Origin of the sequence: Psychrobacter sp. AOP30-A2-5 (assembly GCF_052378115.1) — a bacterium.
GTDB lineage: Bacteria > Pseudomonadota > Gammaproteobacteria > Pseudomonadales > Moraxellaceae > Psychrobacter.
This window is the reverse complement of record NZ_JBQSXK010000001.1, coordinates 280,080-299,000: the sequence shown is the minus strand read 5'-3', so window position 1 is coordinate 299,000 and position 18,921 is coordinate 280,080. Positions and strand designations below refer to the sequence as shown.

Genomic DNA, 18,921 nt, shown 5'->3' with positions numbered 1-18,921 from the left:
ACCTAACCTGTCTTACCCTCAAACTGCCAAATCACCTCACCCCATTGGTTATTAGGATAATCTGGCATGATGTCGTCTTGCTTAAAGTAGGCTCGGCTGTCTGCTTTGGCTAAAGTAAACCAGTAGCCTGATCTAGGGCAAGGCTGGTTCGGCAAGCAACGACCTTTTGCTTGACTGGTGATTTCGGGTTTATTGGGTTTGGTTTGATTCTCATAATAAGGCGTCATGTCTTCACCCGCCTCAGAACGCTGCATAAACTCTTCATAAGTGATTTTGTAGGGGTCTATTGAGATGAATTTGCTGGTATCGATGCCAGTTTTTTCTAATACAAGGGGGAGGGTATAGTCAGGTTGATTTTGCTGAATTCTTAGACCCATATTGATGGCAGAAGTTTCATTCTCTAATCTCCAAGAGGCTATTTCTGGATAGGTTTCTGGATAGGTATCTTGCCATCTGATTCTATCCTCAGAGTTTAAATTGGTTTGAATTTTTTCTAATTCGTCATAGACATCTAAACTAATTAGATAATGACGATTACCAGTAGATGGATCTGTTTGTCTATTTATCCTAATGTCCATATAGATTTCTGTGCCATATCTTAATCGCCATAGCTGTAGATCACTCAGTTGCATCCATTCTTTAAAAGTAAGTGGGTAACTGTAGTCAAGATATAATTCTGAACCTTCATCTGTCGTTGCAAATGTAAAACTGTCTTTGGCAGTCAACCTAGGAGCACTATTTGAATGCGCATAAGTCCAACCCTTATCTTGTAGTTCTTTAAAGAAAAACATCATTTTTTTATAAGCATCTTCGTCTGATATACCGCTGTCTGTCTCATCGAAGAAAAAATCAACTGTAATTTTATTCAACCCTCTCTGCTCGCTAGTTACCTTATCCATAGCTAAAATAGTGACAACTTGGTCAATATTGAAACTATCATCAGAATAATGGAAAATTACTTTCCCCATGTTGCTTGTTGGAAAGTCATAACCTTGAAAAGTAACCCCCATAGGCTGAGCGTCCGCTTCTTGGAAAGCTTTATACTCAGGGTTAGCATCGTATAAATCTTTAGCAGTCATGTTTAAGGCAATTTCTAAAGGTTTATCAGGCATAATAACCTCTTTTTCTGCTTGGCAGGCAGTAGCTAAAAAAAGGAAGCTAAAGCAAATCAGAGTAATGAAAATTTGTTTAAACATAATACCAAACATGCCTTAGTTGCTTGAATAATGGGATTTTATATCCTTACCCTTGTTGACCTTCAAACTGCCACATGACTGGCGTAGTTAGTTTGATATGATTTGCCTTATTCTAAGGGTTAGATTTAGAGTTATATAAAGACAAATCTGTTCTGTTATCAAACTCACATGATGTCAAATCCACCATCGCATATTTTGATTGTTTTTGTTGAACAGTACATCCTTTGTATTTGGTGATCTTAGGGCTGCTGATGAGCTCTTGGAAAAATAATTCAGGGTTATCTGCCCCGCTGATTTCTAATATTTTATAGATGATATCTTCATCGAGTCTATTAAACGGGTCATGTGGTTGATATTTTCCAGCTAAGGTAAACCTCTTCACAAAATATTTATTATTCACTTTATCCAGTGAGTAATCTAAGATAGTGCCATCATCATATTGAATGACAACAAAAAAGCCATATGCTGTTTCTTCAAATTGTTTACTATTTATTTGGTTTAAATTATAGTCTTTGTGGAATAAGTTTTTAGTTTCTTTTACATTTTCGTTAGGTAAAAAAAATGGTTCTCGGGCTTGTTTTGCTGGTGTTCTCGTAATAAGCGGAGCCCAGTCTATTGTAGTGACTTCCTGTTGTATTCGAGGTTCAGTATTCGAGGGTGATACGTGCTCAGCGCTATTATATTCATCCAGTTTTATAGCAGATTCGATCACTTGATCGGACTCGGTAATAAGTGAGTCAGAATAAGTGGTGTCACAAGCGGGAAATAATGCAGTAACCATTATAGTAAGTGTTAGTTTGGTTGTTTTCATATAGACCTCTTATAGTTTATATATACTGGGATCTTTTTGCATCAGGTACCATTGATACCTTGCAAATGAAATACGTGAATTTGGGTTATTAGGTGCAATACCTATTTGCCAAGTATAATCCATCACTTTATCACTAAACCCTTGATAGAATTTATATTGGTTAGAAAAACCAGGCTCAAATATGTGATGTACTCCCAGACTATGGGCTATTTCATGGACTAAAGTTTCGTAGTTGTCTAAACCTGATTTTAAAACGATGGCAACATTACCCCATGCAAATTGTCCAGTGGAGTAATCTGCAGGTGCATTACCGTCCAAGCCTGTTACATCGAAATCTAATAGAAAAATATAAGTCTTTTTGTGCCCTATTTGATTAATAGATAAGGCATTACCTTTTTTATCTTTATGCTTTCCCAGTCCATATTTATCATACGCACTAATAATTCCGTCACTTGCTGATTCTTGAGTATGGCTATTTTTCTTTACTCGCTTTATATAAGAATTTATATGTGTGTGGGTATCAAATTTATTCAAATCGAAGTGCTCTTCAGTTTTAATTTCTGCTCTTATAAGTGCTTGGTTGAATGATTTGTATTTTAAATACCACTCTATAGATTCTAAGGATTTTTTATTTATACCGGTAGATGTTTTAGTAGGCACCAATACTAAATCAGCTTTGTATGTCTGATTGTTTTTATGTACCATCAACTCTCCTACTAAGTCTTTAGAGTTAGCAGAAATAGCGTAAACAGCGATACTTTCATGTTTGCTAAGTAGTTGGTTCTTTACCCCCTTAACCAATACTGCTCTTTTAAGAATATAATCCTTCCGAGTTTTCTTATTAGCATTATCAACCATGGTGGTTTTATGTCCTCGATTGATAAAGTTTTTAATTGAAATGCTTGAAGGCGAAACAATGAGTTTACTTGGATTCGAAGATACAAACTCTAGCTTCGTATATTTACTGGCTGATAGTTTAGAGGTGTCCCCAATTAGTTGCTGAAGCTCAATATCTAATTTTATTCCATCTTTGTGAATAGATGAGCCACCTCTATAAATACTGTTTGTTGTATACGGGAAGATAGCCAACCATGCAGGTAAATAATTGTATTTATGCAATAGTGGTGAATACATAGCATCTTTAAGATAAATATCTTTAAAATTAGAAATATTACCTCTAAATAATGCTTTATGAGTACGCTTACCTGTTGTAGGTTCTGTTACCTCTTCCATAGGATATCTATCAGCATCTCTAGGATAATCAAAACCATAACGTCCAGCCATATCCTTTGGCTGTCTAAAATGAACCGTAAACTCACGACGGCTGATCCTAAGCACTTTAAAAGGATCAGAAGGACCAGTAGTACCATTAGAGTTTTTACTCATTATTCTTCACCTTTTAGTTCATCATTCTGCCAATCAAGCTCCAGATGAATTTCAATCTCATCCTCGCTATCAGAATGGAAACGTTCGGACCAGCCATCTTCATCAGTTACCCCATTGAATCCTTCGCCTGTAAGCTTATTCACCGCTGTATAAGGCGTATTAGCATAAGGCTCATCATCGTCATCCAAAAACTGGTAGGCCAAACTATAAACCCCATCCATCATCGTCTTTTTATGAGGAACTAAGCTGGGCAACCCCGCCAAACCCATCCCATCCCTTCCACCCCCAGCCTTACTATGCTTACCACCTTTCTCCGTAAACTGCTTTGCGGCTATCGTAATATTTGCGCCATCCAAAGTGATACTTGCACCACCAGCGGTCAGCGTAATTTTATTCGTCGCTACTATCTCAACCTCTTTGGTCGAAGAGGCGATATTGACATCTTGCTTAGCCGTGGCTTCAAGCTTACCCGTATGGGCGGAGAGGGTGATATTCTCTTTGGCATTGGTCATGCTAAATTGACCATCGGCTATGATATTTAGAGACTCGCTACTGACTTGGTTATGACTCTCCCCACTACTGATCATCATATCTTGCTGCGTAGTACTAATCATCTCACCCATACTTCTGTGAATCAGCGTATCGTCACTGACATAAGCACTGTCTGCTGCGCTATCGATTAGTGTGTAGGGCATCGTTTGATGGGTTTTGGTTTGCTGTTCCTCTGCGATAGTCTCAAGCTGCGTCTTAATCGCTTTGTGGTCATTGACATGACGTCCAAGCCCTGTCGCCAATTGTGTTAAACGTTCGGCTAAGTGCTGACCACCAAGACCAGTTTGGGTGAGAGTCGGGGTGTGCTGCTGGTAGTTATGCTGTCCAGATTGCGTATGAGTTTGCGGTTGAGTGGAAAGGACGAGGGCTTCGCCTGATTTGATATTGATTTGGGCATTGGTAGCTGCATTGATGCCTTCGCGTTTGGCGGTGTCTGATGGATTGATGACCCCCATCTTTAGACTGGCAGATATCCTAGCACTGTCTACTTTTAGCTGAGAGTAAGCTTTTTCTGTACGATGATCAGTAATCCATTCTGATAAACCATTGTCCGTGTTGCGATAACCGCTTTCAATGGCTTGTTCATTGTCCGTGGCAAATAGGCTAGGGCGAGTCGATGACAATAAACTGCCAGTGTTAATTAGATGCTCGCTATCGCCGATAGACTGCATCAGGGTTTGGTCGTCCGCTCTATGGGTGAAGTGTGTGCCGTAGTTCGCGCCAGCTTGCGCCTCCAATCGGTTGATAGGCTGAGCTGGGCTATCCAGTAAATAGCTGCGCGTGGGCGTCATATGGTTACGGCTATCCATCTCATTTTGCATTTCAGTGATCCCAGTCATCGGCGGTAGGGCATGTCTGCCATATAGATGACCGACCCATGGGGTATCAGCGGTAATGAGGCGCAGCTGAGTTAAATGAATGCCAGCTTCTAAAGAGGAGGCATGACGCTGTTGGTGGCGTGAGCTTTGGGTCAGCCCTGTGACATGCGCTAGACTATTGCGTGCCAAATGAATGATATGGGTAGCACGGTAGTGCTGATTGAGCGCACTGTGATCGACAAGCATAAAAGTATCAGCAACACTCAAATCCGTAGCATGGGCTAGGGCATGATAGATGCTATATCGATTTTGATGACTGTTTGCCACGATGGTTGCTTCGTCTATGGTTTCAGTCTCTGTTACTGGCGCAAAAGCAGCTGGCGTGTCTAACGTGAGTGTGTGGTCATTCGAATGGCTTACGTCATCAGGGTTACGGCTCATCGCAACGTCAGCGGACTGCGTTGGGTGTGCAACACTGCTGCTATTAAAACGCTGCATCTTTACTGAGTTTGGTTGGGTGATGACCTGCTCACTCAATGCCAATACTGGTGCATGGACACGGTCATGTAACACTTGCTGGTAACGCAGCGCGCCAATATTTAGGCTGATTCCATCGCTATCACTTGGGTCTGCGGTGGTAATGATGAGCTTTGGTGGACTGTGCTCGTCCGTTTGCTCATGGCGCAGATATGCGGTCAGTCCTTGACGCGCGAGCCGCTCGCAAATATGTGTCCAGTCGCTTATTTGCCACTGGGTCATGCGTGCTGGTGACCAGTTAGCATCTTCACCATTGTTAGTGTCATCGATTATTTCTATATCCAGCGTAGCCGTGCGCTCTGCTACCATAGCTTGTACGGTCAAATGAGTATCAATATGACCGCGTATATGCTGATGCAGGCGATAAGTGATGGGCTGGGCGAGCAGGCGATAATAGCCGTAGCTGCCATCATGATCTAGCTGATGCACAGCCGTTATATACAGATGACGAAAGCTTAGGCCCCTCGGAATATCAAAGCTCAAGGTCAGAGGGCTACCGATGAGATTGGTCAATGGCATAAAGGGAGGGTGATGCCGCTCATGGATATAAACATGTAACACATAAGTATCGATACCGTGCTGCTGGTATTGGCGCTTACCATTGGGGTTTAGTTGAGCAATGATATCGGCTTCATCAGCGCTATGCATGAGCTTATCTTGCCAGGCACGATGAGCATTGATGTCTTGGCGCGCGCTCGGATAGGGCGCTTGAGTGCTACCTTCACTGGCATAGAGCCGATCAGGATGCATAGGCAGCACGGTATTGGTCAAGCGTAACATAGTTATGTCCCTATTTTTTTAGCGGTGGCTCTCTTTTAGCATTGGTGTTTTTTGTAGCATCGACATCTCTAGTAGCAATGACAGTATGTTTTTCAGCATTATCAATCCAGCTATCAGCACTTAACCGTCATTGCTTAGTTGCCGTTATCGTCATACGTTCTACATAGCGATGTTATTCATTAAGGGTAAATTCGATACGGCGATTGCGAGTGCGACCTTCTTCGTTGTCGTTACTAGCGATAGGATCTGAGTCCCCTTTACCAGTAGTACTGAGACGAGTTGCATTTATATTTCGACCGATCAAATATTGTTTGACGGCTTCTGCACGCTTATTTGATAGGGCAAGATTGGCAGTAGAATTGCCGACATTATCGGTATGACCGGTGATAAGAACAGGCTTATCACCGACCCGCTGTAACACCCCTGCCATATCGTCTAAGATACCAAGGCCCATCGGCGTTAGATTGGTGCTACCAGACTCGAACTCGACAATGCGGTTGCCTAAAGTTTCGTCTATGAGGCGTTGTTCACCTTCTACCACGACCAGCTGATTTTCTAATTGATAGAGATCAGTTAGGCGCGAGTGAATACGGTTTTGAATGGCTTGCTTTTGTTCAAGGCTGCTTACCTTGCCATGTAAGCTAATGGTCGTACCATGAATGTCGATACGCCCTTGACGAATGTTAGAGATATCGCTATCAATGATAGTCGTGGCTATCTGTTGCCAGTTGGTTGGTATACTGATGTTCGAACGTACTTCGATTTCATCTCTGACAGGTTTATCAGGATACTGTGCTTTTAGTTTGTCGAGCAGTTGCTGTTTGTCTGAGCTGGTAGCGACCACACCCTTGATGACCACTGGCACATTTTGTGAATTATTTGTCACATGAGTGTCGTTATGTTCTGCAAATACAACGGCGCTCATAGGTAGTGTGATAGCGGCGGCTAATAGCAGGTTTTTCGTGTGATTTGTTCGCTTGGATTTTGTTATTCTAGAGAGGACTTTCATTCAAGTACCTTTTTAATCTGTCTATTATTGAGCAGTGACTAATTGCAGGGGTATGATGCATGGCGGCTACTATCAGCTGTTACGAATCAGCAGTTATCGTGAGCCATTATTTATTGTGCTAAAAAAGTTTTTTTAAACAATTGCCTAGTATCATACAGATATAAATTGTCTTGTAACAATACTTTATTGAAACGGGTCAACCCAATGTCTTCATCGATATAGCCTTGAGTCCAGTCGCTATGAGCGATGACCACCCAATCTTCAGGATAAGTTTTTTCACTTTCTGATATTTGCTTGAGTATAAGTCCATCGGGTTTAGTAAAACTCATGAGCAGGCGATAGCAATTAGCGACACGATATAAGTAGGTATTCAAGTAGAGCTGGTGTGGCTGATAAAAACCATTGATGAGATCGTGCCAAAAAGTGGCCATGTGTATCGAGTTTTCTCTATCAGAGGTAAGTGACCAGCAGATGGCTTTATTCAAGCCATGGAAACCCTTAGTAAAGGTCGGTAAAAATAACAGGCCAGTGGCAATGATTTGCTGTATCAGCTGCGCTTTATCGATGTTCATTAAGATCGCTATATCATGCAACGTAGTGGTATTGATAAAATCATAGTAGTAAGTACTGGCATTGTTATCGATGCTGAGTTGGCTATGGTTGAGGTGCTCCATCAGATCGGTATTGTCAGTTTTGGATTTAGCCATACTCAAAACTTCATAAGTGTCATTCCAAAGCGCTGATGACTTGACGGGCAGATAGTTCATCCAGTTTTTCGGTTTATCGAGATGAAGCACGCCAAAACCTATTAATGGGTAATTTCTATAGCTACTATCGTGACTAGGGATCAAAACACCGGTGATAATCTCATTAGCTCTAGTATCGATATGACTGAAGTTTAAAAAGGCAAAGTTATGATTATTGATATTATCTATCGGAATTCCGCTAAATACACTTTCCGACACGGCTAGCGCTTCGCTGACCCATTCATCAATGGCATTGGTCTCAGAGATATGAGCGCGCGCCCGTACAAAGTCCCCGCGAGCAGGCAATTTTCCAAAATATACTAAAGGCAAGGAGTCTGGAGTCATGGCGTTTGCTCCTGCTGTTCAGTCACGGCTGAACGATCATCAGTAGCCGTCGTGGTATCAGTAGGCGGTTGCACTGGTGGACTATTTTCACTATTGGTATTAGGGACTACAGTAGATACGCGGGCTGGCGGCGTGACATTGCTTATATTTTGCTCGCCAGTCGGTACTGGCTGATTGGTGCCAGAACCCGCATTAGGAGTATCGCCATCAACAGCATTATCATCAGAAATTGGCCTTGCTGTACGTGTGACACCAAGGGCAATAATCTCCTCTGGTAGTTTCATGCCGGTAAAGGGATTGGTAGAGCGACCTTGACCGGTAGTGGTACTACCACTGCCGCTGATGATTCTAAAGCGTACAGAGATAGTGATGCCGTCACCAGACCATGCCATCTCAAAGATATCATTGCCCAGTTCAGTACGGCGTGCACTATTAATCAGCTTTTCTACCCCAAAGCTACCTGCCTCTTCAAAGACAGTAAAGTCTCTGCCATCATAGTCTTTGGCTCGAATACTGGCACCCGGTTGGCTACTTGGGTTCGGCCATACAAACGTTGTCCATGCTTGAGTACCCATGCGATAACGCAACTGCTGACCATCGACCACAATGGTATATTCAGTCAAACCGCTGACGGGTAATGGCATGATTTGAAAAGTGGTTTGATTGGCAGCGCTACCAGTATTATTCGCACCAGCAGCACCTGGGCTATTACTACCCGTATAATTGGTAAAGTAACGGCCAAAATCAGCGACAAACTGCGGGTTAAGACCTAGACCTGCACCATTCCAGATTTTACTGGAGATTTGATCGCCGCGGCGAATGATAAAGGGCGATAACGTTTCGTTGACGAATCGCGCCACATAGCCATCTTCGCCGAAGAATTGACCGATCTCTGCAGGCGTCGCTTCTAAGTTTGCATTGGCGGTAAAGGGATACTTACTGCCTAAATTATCGAGGAAAGGCTTATAGACCTGCGCTTTCCAAACTTTATTAATCTCTGCCTTGGTGGGCGTCAGCAGCATATTAAATGAACGAGTTAGTGGCTCACTCAACAACGGACGAACCAGCTGTTTTATTTCAGAGTTGGCTTGACTTAGGATCTGCTCATCTAATATCTGTAGAGATTTGGTTAACTCTGAGCCTTCGGGGCTGAGGGTTTGTGAGGCAAACAACAAAGCATCAGGGCCGATGTCGTCACTACGAGCGATATTATTAAAGCGGGTTCTGATATCGCCTAAACTGACTAAATAGCTGTCTAATAATGACAGATCCTGATTTTCTTCTCTTGGCGTTACTAGCGCATGTATAGAGGAGAATTCTTGAGCAATCACACCTGAGCTTGCTTGTGCTACAGGCGCAGCGTTACTAGAGCTGCCACCATTATTCATCGCAGCTTCTGCTTGCCGCAGCTCAGCAGGGCTTTGACGCAGGATGGTTTGCTTAAACCAATTGACAAATGAGCGACGAGATTCGCCACCATTGCCAGCTGCTTGATTAGCCGCTTTATTGTCCCATTGAGTTTGGCGATCTACTGTCTCAAACAGGGTTTTTAACGGTGACTCTGTGGCATTGGACAGCTGGTTTAATAAGACCGCATGATCATCGAAGCCTGTGCTATCCCGAACATACACTTGAGATAAAAAACGTTTCCATTCACTGACATATTCTTGCTTATAGCGATTGACCAGATATTGTCGTATCTGTTCAGGACTACCCGTCAAGGTAAGATCATCTTGGCTGCTGGTGGCCAACACCCAATCATCGGCGACCACTCTCGTAGTGGCAGCTTTATCAATCTCATCACTGACGAAAGCATCCCATGCCTCTTTAGTAAAAGTGCCTGAAATGACATAACTACCAAGCAGTGTTTCATTAGCATTGTTTTGCGTAATCTGTGCAACCGTGACCGATGGGAAGCGGGCAGATGCACGCATTTTAATCTCAGAGTAAACCCGCTCACGAGCAGGTTGACCTTTGCTAACCTTGGATAAATTGCTACGGGTTTTGTCTATCAGCCCTAAGTCATTTTGGATCAATGGAAAGGCGGGGTCGTCGACATGAGCCAAGGTGAAACTCAAGATACGCTCAGCTTGGCGAATCATCTTGTCACGCGGCATGTCAGCGCGATTGGCTTCGAGCCAGTTGCGCCAAAAACGGGTCATCTGATCACTCAAATGACTGGCCTCTAAATTGTCATGATTGCCAAGCATGAGATAAGCTTTGAGCGCGTTATAAGCATCTTCAACGTCTGTGGGGTCCGACTGGATATAAGCATCATTAACGGCAGCATCAGAGGTGTCATCAGTGTTTGAGTCTCCTGTACGGACTTCTAATTGATCGGCATTGGTATTTACTTCGGTCAAAAACGTTTCGATATTTTGTTTGGTTGGCGCTAAGACGATGATGCTGATGCCGTTATAATATTCTGCTAGCAATTTTTGCTTAAGCTTATCGCCTTGATAGAGGCCAAAACTTAAAGACAGCGGCTTGTCGTCTTCATAGCCTTCAAGCTGCTCGATTCGACTTTGTAGAATATTGAGCGACTCGAGCTGGGATTGTAAATCACCGTTAGAATTTTTTTGTAGCGCTGCGACTTGCTGTAAGTCAGCCACGACACGCTCAGTGAGCTGTTTATTATTGGCATAAGACCATGTCCACAGACCGACAGCCGCACACAAAGTCACGACAGCAGCTAGCGTCGCAAGCGCACGATGACTGCGCTTGTGTCGGTTTTTATGCTGCTTGACCAAATGCTTGTCTTTTAAAATGACTTTAGAAAATAGATCTTGTAAAAAATAAGGCTTGTCTGCGGCTTCTTGCTGCGCATTGAGCGGTATCGCAGGTGGGTGCAAATCGTAATTTTGTACCATTTGCAACGTCATTTGGCTGCTAACTTGCCCGTCCTGCAAGGCACTGGTAAAGTAAAAGCCACGCAATATGGGCTTAAATTGGAAAGGGTTGTCCTCAAACAGAGCATGCATCAGCGTCCGTATCATGGGACGTAACGACTGAAATTCCATTGGGAAAGTCATTAGACTGGGAGATACCGTGCGCTGATGACGTAAGGATAGCTTAGTGGTGCTCAAATCTTTTAGACCATTGACCAATACGCCAAAATGCTCTTCGAATACGTCAGTGATATTGATATTTTCTGGGTCTTCAGGGTAGGGGATGGTCGCGCCCCATACTTGGCTGCGCTCTTCTTGCTCATAGTCATTAAAGAAGTCACGGAAGCCTGAAATCAAATCCATTTTAGTAAAGACCACATAGACAGGCGCATAAACTTCTAACTGTTCAGTTAAGTCTTGCACACGGCTGCGCAGATTCTTGGCCAAATCCAAAGCATAGTTTGGGTCATTTTTGGTGAGTTCGGCGATACTAACCGCGATGATGATGCCATTGATCGGTGCTTTAGGTCGATTCTTTTTGAGTAGGCTTAAAAATGACAACCATTCTGAGCGATCTTCTTCATAGACGGAGTAACGTCCTGCGGTGTCGAGCAAGATACCTTCAGTCGAAAAAAACCAATCGCAGTTACGTGTACCGCCGACGCCTTTAACGGATAGCTTGTTACCTTGTTCCATAAAGGGAAATTTTAAGCCAGAGTGTAGCACTGCAGAGCTTTTGCCTGCCGCGGGATTACCAATGACCATATACCACGGCAGCTCATATAACGCCGCTTTGCCTGTTTGATCGCCTATCTTTGATTTGCGAATGGTTTTAATGGCATCTTGCATTTGCTGACGTAGCGCCTGCACTTCTTGAGCGTTTTCATCTTTGGCCACATGAGGGCTATTGTCACCTTGGCTCTCGTTGCCATTATCCTCCACTAAGTTTGCCAGCTCATCGGAGGCAAGCTTACGTTTTTTCCACAGGTAATAGCCAAGCGCCCCCAGCACCGTACATGTGATTAGGACACCAATGATGATGACAAAGGTTTTAATAGTCACATAATCATAAAGTAAGACTAGGGCGACTATGAGCCCCAGCGCCAATAATACTCTTGGGTTATAGATAAGATGAAAAAACCTTGAAAACATGCGTGCTACCTAGTGTGAACTTAAGATAATAAAACGAGTATTTACCACGACAAAGCACCATTAAAACTACGACTCAGATGCTTGAGAAGAGTCTAGCAACCAAAGCATATTGCAGTGCTTATGTTGAGTAATTAGAAATGATCTGTCTGACTCTTGTTGGTCTTCTTTGGCTAAGTCAATGAATAACGATAAGCTGATAAATGGCTTCAACCAATTATTCAATGGCATATAATGCCCTAAATGATGTTCATTTACCAGAGCGCCTTGTGCTATAAATGCTTCAAGAAAGCTCATATACGTTGATAAGTCATAAGGCTGCTTTAATGGATTAATGTCAGATATGGCGGTAATGGCCATGTCTGTTATAGCAACATTAGTCTTGTTTTTTTCTTTGCTATTGATATCAGACGATTTTTTTTCGGACTTTACTGTCTGTTTATCAGGGGTTTTTAGCGTGGTCGTATCGGTCGGTGACAGTGAAAGCATATTGTCTATTAATAGGTTTTTGATAGTCGTTAAATGATTCAAATAGCGACGATTATCACTCAAAAGCTCAGTGCGATGAGCTGTAGCTATCTCCGTTAATAAAATACAGGTATTAGCGTCAATATTGAGTAGCTCTTGAGCCGCTTGATTCGAGAATAGCAACAGCGCACCCGCCTCAGTTGGAATGACATTGGTCATTTGCTCAGCATACAAATGATTATCTAACCATTCTTCACTTATCTGTGAATCTGCAATGAGAATTAAGCAAAGATCAGGCGCAGTTAATTTAGATAAAGGCAGCAGATGTCTATGGATGAATTCTGTAGGTGTGGCAATGGTGCTATTGTTAGCGCTATTATTTGCTACGGTGTTTGCGACGTCAGTGCCGTCAGTTATGATGGTCGTAATAGCAATCCGTGTATCAGGAATACCGTAAGTTGCTAACTGTTCTTTTATGGTCGCGATTAAAAATGCTGAATCGGCGCTGGAAGGTAAGCATAAACAGATAGGAAGATTGGTTAAATGACCAGTAGAGGCTGCTGTCATTTTGTCATCACCGTTCTCTTTACGGCTGTTATTTTCACTACTTACTTCGTTGGCACTCACCAAATAATGTTGCTGCCATTCGGGATGAATATGAATGGCTGCGTTGGACTGAGTCGTATCTTGTGGGTGATGTTGATAAAAGTGTTCGGCAAGGCTAGACAGCATCTCCTCGCTCAAGACTAGCTGCTCATAAATTAATGCCTGTAAACGTAAGGTAGTATCATTTAACGCTACTTTACGTTCAGTAAATCTCTCATCATCGAGATGGCTGTCTAAACTACTGTCTAAATCATTGTCTAAATTACTGCTCGAATCTAAATAATGGTCTGAATAGCTATCGTCAAACTCTGAGTCTGCTGAATAGGCATCAGACAGACTAGGATATGGTAGGGCGGATACATCAGGGAGTCTTGCAATCGGTTTGACCAACATTGGCATACCATCAATATCTGTCAAATCCTCGCTCAATACGGTTAGGTCTGCATCATTATCCACCACCTCAGACCAACAGTCTCCTTCTGGTAGGCAGACACGGCTATAGATGAATAACTGATAAGTATTGGGCGGCTTAATAGCGTCTGTTTTATCTGTTGTTCCATCAAGTATCTCTGGTGAATCGGTTGTTTGTTTATCCAGTTTTTTTTGCCACCATAAGAGCGCCATGATAGAGCCAAGAAACAATAAAGGGATGGTAACAAACCATAGTAATAAGCCAGATGAGGTCAGCTGTCGCGCATTGTCTTTAAAGTACATCCAGACCAAAATGAGATACAACACCAAAATCATGACTAAAACAGATCGGCCGTATGACAGTATTTTTTTTGCGCCCACTTATTTAAACTCCCTATTTGTTGGGTTGTTATTATGATTATTACCATGTAGACAAGCTTTGCGATCCAAATTTTATGATATCTATAAGCTTGTTTTTACTATGCTAGTTAACTTTATTTGTCTTATTTATAATTCGGTTGTAATGATAGGAATCACTTTGAAAATGTTGTTAAACTATAAATTCGATAACCAGTGAGGGTTTTAGGAATTATTAAGTAAATTTTTATAATGAAATGGTATTTTTAAGTTGTCTCTAGATAAGCGAATGGATAGAAATAAATAAAAATTAGTGTAATTAAGTTAGCTTTATTTTAAAAGGAGATGATTTGTCTATATAATACTGACGAAATCATAATTATCAACGCCTGTTTATTATTATTTTGTTTTTATCGTCTCAACTGTCGCTGACTCTTGCCTATGATTTACTTGACTGTATCGGTCTTTACATTGCTCTCTATCCTCATGATGGTCATGCTTTTTGATCGGCAGCTATGTGGACGACTATTAGATAAGGTAATGGTGTTTTTTCATCGATTGCCTAGCCTAAAATTCAAGCGTCCATCAATAAAGATACCAAAAAAGGCATTTCATTATCGTATCAAGCAGTTTATTCGTTTTATTTCGGATATAGATGTTTCTCGTATTCCAGTGATATCGGCATTGTCTTTTTTGATTGTCATGGCAACGGTTGGATTGTGTTATGCCCTGATTACCAATCATTCTCTGGAGGTTTATCATGCCAACGATACCGTGGCTAGCACGACAAATTTGCAAATCAGTCAACTACTCATAGGAGAGCGTCTGCGTCCACCGTCGCCTCCGCCAGAGGAACTGTTTGCTGAACTAGAAGCCGAGGTTGCAAGCTACCAAGCTGACAAGACAGAGGAAGGGTATTGGCCGGATAATCAGACAAATATACCTCAGATTGATAGACCGCTCATGCTCCCTGAGCCTGATTTGTCTGACTTAAACACGCAAGATCATAGCACTGGCTATTCAGGTGACATGTTGGCTACACATCTAAACAACGGTCATATCAATATTAAGAATGCTGACCGTAATTGGCAAAAAATGAACTCAGATTTTGTTCAACGGCTGTTGACTGTGTATAAAGTAATGAGTGACCAATATGGCTATGACATGGTGTTGTTAGAAGGCTATCGTAGCCCTGCAAGGCAAGCAAGACTATTGAAAAAAGGCACTCATGTAACGAAGGCAGGATCATACAAGAGCTATCATCAGTTTGGTTTGGCGGGCGATAGCGCCTTTATCAGAAATGGTAAAATTGTCATAAGCGAAAAGGATCCTTGGGCAATGCGGGGCTATAAATTATATGGTAAAGTAGCCAAATCTGCCGGACTTGTGTGGGGTGGTGATTGGCGTATGATGGATCTTGGGCATGTCGAGCTGCGCAAAAAAGGCGTGCTCGGTCGCCCAGAAATGGCTGAGATTTTGACCAGTCAATAATGATAATAACAAGCTAAGGTAAACTGAAAGTATGAATAAATGTATGACATTGCCAGTATCATTAATCGCCGCCACTTGCTTGCTAAGTGGTGCGATCGCCGGATGCAGCACTGATAAATTGAGCAAGTCAAATGACAAGGTATCGGCATTGGCAGGAGAGCCTCCTACTATAGATGCCATGAGCCATATCGTTGATAATGGCAAAAATAGTGCTGATTTGCAAAGTTTAAAAGCACAGTTAGAGCTGCAGCAACAGCAGCTGGCGACCATGAGTGCTGAGCAGCAAGCATTGCAAGAAAAAATGAAGCGTCAGCAGATTACCCTAAATATCAAACCCACCACTAATGCCAATGCAGGGCGTACCAAAGTAGGCACAGCAAGTACGGCCTATATCGCATTTTTGGAGGAGGAGAGTCAGTTTACGGATATTGAAGCACTGGCGGCCAAAGAGATCAGTATTATTCCAAATCGTGAGAGCAGTCTGACCGTGAACATTCCACAAGACGCGCGCTTTATCGCTATTAAAGTGGGGCTGAGATATACCAAAAAGCGCTCACAGTTTCTTATCCCACTTGCCAGTCTCAATTTTGATACGCCACTGGCGATCAATATTGGTGGATGCGATGTCAGCATTACTGAAGGTGTTGACCCAGCACTGACACCTACATTTACCACCAAACTTAAATATTATCAGCAGCCACTAGTCAGCTGTTCTTAGGAGATTGTCTTGAGTAAACACAGGGTATTATGGGGAGAAGGGTTGTTTTTGCGACCCCAACATTTTCAGATTCAAGACACTTATCATGACTCGCAACGAGCTTTGAGTATGATGCTGGTGCATCCTTATGCTTATGGCGTATCTGATGTTCAGATTGATAAGCAACTTTTGGAAAGCAATTTACTAAGCTTTCAAAGTATTTATGCGGTATTGCCCGATGGTACGATATATCATGCGCCTCGTACCGACACTTTACCGAAAGCCATTACCTTAGATACCCAAGACAATGGCGATGAAGTTTTCGTATTTTTGAGTTTAGAGATTGTCCATAGTGGCGGCAGCAATATACAGACGGATCGTAGTGACAACCCAACACGCTATGTGAGGGGTGCTATTGAGGCACAAGATCTATATAGCCAAGCGGCTGAAGCAGTCATTGACGTGATTAAACTGTCGCCAAGTTTGCAATTAAGTCATTCTGCGCAAGCGCCTAGCCAAGATACCGTGTCCTTATTGGTAGCCAAGCTCGTGCGTACCACTCAAGGCGTCTATCAAGTCGATGATGATTATATCGTCCCAAGTGTGCATATTACGAGTAACCCTGCGCTTATTGGTCACGTATATCGTTTGATGACGATGATTAATACCAAGTCTACGTCACTGTATGACCATCATCGTCAGTCTAACAATGACTTACTGGAGTTTCGCTCCTCAGATATTGCCTCTTTTTGGCTATTGCATACGCTAAATACCGCATACTCTCAGCTCAGTCATTTATATAATAATGCAAAACTACATCCAGAACGCCTTTATGAAGCATTATTAAATGTCGCCAGCCAATTGGCTACTTTTAGCTCATTATATAAGGTGGGCGACTTACCTTCTTATCATCACGATAATGCCAATGACTCATTTGTCAGTATCATTTTAATCATTCGTGAGCTACTCAATACTGTCATTGCCAGTAACTTTATCTCGATTCCATTGCGTCAGAATAAGCCATCTTATTATACAGGCGAGCTAAGTAGTGACAAGATCACGCGTGGCTCACAGCTGTATCTGTCTGTTAGCTCATCATTACCGATGCACGAGCTCATCGACATCGTACCACGCCGATTTAAAATTGCGACGCCTGACTCAGTAGAGAAACGTGTGTTGTCAGCGCTGCCAGGCTCTTCTATTTCACATGTCAGCCAAGTACCCAGTGCGATACCAGTGAGACCAGGCTTTAGCTACTTCACCATCGAACCGGTAGGCGAGCTATATGACGAAATGCTCAAATCTGAATCTATCTGTATTTATGTGCCAAATGGCTTTGATGATTTAAAAATAGAGCTGATGGCTATCGTACAGTAGTTCTTTTTGTCTCTAGAGGTGCTGAGGTTGCAAGATGAGTATGCACTAGGGTGCGCTCTCATTTTGAGGACACGCCCTCAATAGTATTTGAAATAATAAGTATTAGGAATAATCATGTCAGGGAATAATTCAATGGGTTCTGCACCTTCGTTGTTAGATTCAGGCGAGGTGGCTTCAAAGGTCTCAGCAACTGGTCTAGATAAGCGTATCAGTAGTCAGTCGCTGGTAGACATCATGTATGACGGCTTTTACTTGGTGTTTTTATTGCGCAATCATTATTTCAGTACAGAGCCGCGACAATTTCGTCAAAAAATATATGATTTCTTAGATAAATTCGAGATGAATGCGCGCAAAAAAGGATTTCTGTCAGAAGATATCCATGAAGCTAAGTATGCGTATTGTGCGTTGATTGATGAGACCATCATGACCTCGCAAGAGCCAGAGTTTCAAACCCTCAAAGATGCTTGGGAGCTAAATCCTTTGCAATTGGATTTATTTGGCTCACAAATTGCTGGTAATGAGTTCTTTGAGCGTTTAGATGGGCTACGCGAGCAAGGAGAGAGGCGTCTGCCTGCTCTGGAGGTCTATCACTATGCGATGCTACTTGGCTTTCAAGGAAAGTATCGTTTAGAGGCGCCAGAGAAAATTCGTTATCTTATCTCACGCTTAGGGGATGAAATTGAGCATCTACGGGGTAATAAGAACGAGTTTTCGCCTTTTTGGGCGATACCGGACCAAATCAAGCACACGCTCACGAGCGAAACGCCACTATGGGTCATACTCACGGTCATGGCAGTGTTGTTGACCGCGATATTTGCTACCATATGGCAGTTTACCAATAGTTTCTCGAATGAGCAGCTGTCAGCATACGACAATGTGATTCAAGAAAACAAAGAGCAAGCTCATATCTCAATTTTTCTACCTTAATTATTTTCCTTACTTTAAATGCTAACTTTTTTAACAGTTTTTATTTCAGCTGCATACGTTGTGCTGAAATAGAAACTGTTAGGACAGCCCCGATTGTTATATCGTTGGCTACTTATTTTTCTACTGAGTTTTATATAAGTTTCTTTATGCCAATGAAAAGAACAGCAATAAAAAAACCCTCATCAAAGAGATGAGGGTTTTGGCAAATGCCATAATTGAATTAAAGATAATTCAAGAAATTTACAACTAAAATGTGGCTCTCCAACCTGGGCTCGAACCAGGGACACACGGATTAACAGTCCGTTGCTCTACCAACTGAGCTATTGGAGAATAAGCTGCAAGTGTTTAAAACCTTACAATGAGCCTTAGA

The 18,921-nt window shown here is 42.4% G+C and carries 12 protein-coding genes and 1 tRNA gene; 4 read left to right on the top strand and 9 right to left on the bottom strand.

The genetic code is table 11. The annotated features are described in order from the left end of the window. Positions 1-2: 2 nt before the first annotated feature. The 8 genes from ACT3S4_RS01215 to ACT3S4_RS01180 form a co-directional block, all read right to left on the bottom strand. Entirely contained in the window at positions 3-1,112 is a 1,110-nt protein-coding gene (locus ACT3S4_RS01215; RefSeq protein ID WP_444760242.1) for a hypothetical protein, read from the bottom strand. A gap of 196 nt (positions 1,113-1,308) precedes the next feature. Further along, positions 1,309-2,007 carry a hypothetical protein gene (locus ACT3S4_RS01210; RefSeq protein ID WP_201560129.1) on the bottom strand — a complete coding sequence of 233 codons (699 nt, stop codon included), beginning with the start codon at positions 2,005-2,007 and terminating at the stop codon, positions 1,309-1,311. Between the two features lie 9 nt (positions 2,008-2,016). Further along, a complete protein-coding gene (locus ACT3S4_RS01205) occupies positions 2,017-3,393 on the bottom strand; it encodes a hypothetical protein (RefSeq protein WP_201560128.1) in 1,377 nt (458 codons plus the stop codon). Then, on the bottom strand, positions 3,393-6,080 hold the full coding sequence (locus tag ACT3S4_RS01200) for a DUF2345 domain-containing protein (RefSeq protein WP_444760241.1): 2,688 nt from the start codon (positions 6,078-6,080) through the stop codon (positions 3,393-3,395). Before ACT3S4_RS01200 ends, ACT3S4_RS01205 begins: the two co-directional genes overlap by 1 nt. Before the next feature lie 172 nt (positions 6,081-6,252). Then, positions 6,253-7,089, bottom strand: a complete 837-nt coding sequence (locus ACT3S4_RS01195) for an OmpA family protein (RefSeq protein WP_055123824.1) — start codon at positions 7,087-7,089, stop codon at positions 6,253-6,255. A gap of 110 nt (positions 7,090-7,199) precedes the next feature. Further along, positions 7,200-8,180 (bottom strand): type VI secretion system-associated protein TagF, encoded by a 981-nt coding sequence (gene tagF / locus ACT3S4_RS01190; RefSeq protein WP_444760240.1) that lies wholly within the window; start codon positions 8,178-8,180, stop codon positions 7,200-7,202. Beyond that, a complete protein-coding gene (gene tssM / locus ACT3S4_RS01185; RefSeq protein WP_444760239.1) occupies positions 8,177-12,220 on the bottom strand; it encodes a type VI secretion system membrane subunit TssM in 4,044 nt (1,347 codons plus the stop codon). Before tssM ends, tagF begins: the two co-directional genes overlap by 4 nt. A 66-nt stretch (positions 12,221-12,286) precedes the next feature. After that, positions 12,287-14,083: a hypothetical protein gene (locus ACT3S4_RS01180; protein WP_444760238.1), complete on the bottom strand. Its 1,797-nt coding sequence runs from the start codon at positions 14,081-14,083 to the stop codon at positions 12,287-12,289. A 417-nt stretch (positions 14,084-14,500) separates the two neighbouring features. Here ACT3S4_RS01180 and ACT3S4_RS01175 point away from each other — a divergent pair, with 417 nt between their 5' ends. The 4 genes from ACT3S4_RS01175 to icmH all read left to right on the top strand — a co-directional run bounded on the left by ACT3S4_RS01175 (position 14,501) and on the right by icmH (position 18,551). Continuing rightward, entirely contained in the window at positions 14,501-15,550 is a 1,050-nt protein-coding gene (locus tag ACT3S4_RS01175) for a M15 family metallopeptidase (RefSeq protein WP_444760237.1), read from the top strand. Between the two features lie 31 nt (positions 15,551-15,581). Then, a complete protein-coding gene (locus ACT3S4_RS01170) occupies positions 15,582-16,268 on the top strand; it encodes a hypothetical protein (RefSeq protein WP_201560122.1) in 687 nt (228 codons plus the stop codon). Positions 16,269-16,277: 9 nt separating this feature from the next. After that, a complete protein-coding gene (gene tssK / locus ACT3S4_RS01165; protein WP_198330582.1) occupies positions 16,278-17,624 on the top strand; it encodes a type VI secretion system baseplate subunit TssK in 1,347 nt (448 codons plus the stop codon). A gap of 114 nt (positions 17,625-17,738) precedes the next feature. Next, positions 17,739-18,551, top strand: a complete 813-nt coding sequence (gene icmH, locus ACT3S4_RS01160; RefSeq protein WP_201560120.1) for a type IVB secretion system protein IcmH/DotU — start codon at positions 17,739-17,741, stop codon at positions 18,549-18,551. Between the two features lie 254 nt (positions 18,552-18,805). Here the strand turns inward: icmH and ACT3S4_RS01155 are convergent. Beyond that, a tRNA-Asn gene (locus ACT3S4_RS01155) sits at positions 18,806-18,881 on the bottom strand. Positions 18,882-18,921 lie beyond the last annotated feature (40 nt).

What these genes read in the sequence shown, in the direction of transcription:
- ACT3S4_RS01215 (WP_444760242.1), bottom strand. Translation starts at nt 1,112, where the DNA reads ATGCCTGATAAACCTTTAGAAATTGCCTTAAACATGACTGCTAAAGAT.
- tssM (WP_444760239.1), bottom strand. Translation starts at nt 12,220, where the DNA reads ATGTTTTCAAGGTTTTTTCATCTTATCTATAACCCAAGAGTATTATTG.
- ACT3S4_RS01170 (WP_201560122.1), top strand. Translation starts at nt 15,582, where the DNA reads ATGAATAAATGTATGACATTGCCAGTATCATTAATCGCCGCCACTTGC.
- ACT3S4_RS01210 (WP_201560129.1), bottom strand. Translation starts at nt 2,007, where the DNA reads ATGAAAACAACCAAACTAACACTTACTATAATGGTTACTGCATTATTT.
- ACT3S4_RS01200 (WP_444760241.1), bottom strand. Translation starts at nt 6,080, where the DNA reads ATGTTACGCTTGACCAATACCGTGCTGCCTATGCATCCTGATCGGCTC.
- ACT3S4_RS01195 (WP_055123824.1), bottom strand. Translation starts at nt 7,089, where the DNA reads ATGAAAGTCCTCTCTAGAATAACAAAATCCAAGCGAACAAATCACACG.
- ACT3S4_RS01205 (WP_201560128.1), bottom strand. Translation starts at nt 3,393, where the DNA reads ATGAGTAAAAACTCTAATGGTACTACTGGTCCTTCTGATCCTTTTAAA.
- ACT3S4_RS01175 (WP_444760237.1), top strand. Translation starts at nt 14,501, where the DNA reads ATGATTTACTTGACTGTATCGGTCTTTACATTGCTCTCTATCCTCATG.
- icmH (WP_201560120.1), top strand. Translation starts at nt 17,739, where the DNA reads ATGTCAGGGAATAATTCAATGGGTTCTGCACCTTCGTTGTTAGATTCA.
- tagF (WP_444760240.1), bottom strand. Translation starts at nt 8,180, where the DNA reads ATGACTCCAGACTCCTTGCCTTTAGTATATTTTGGAAAATTGCCTGCT.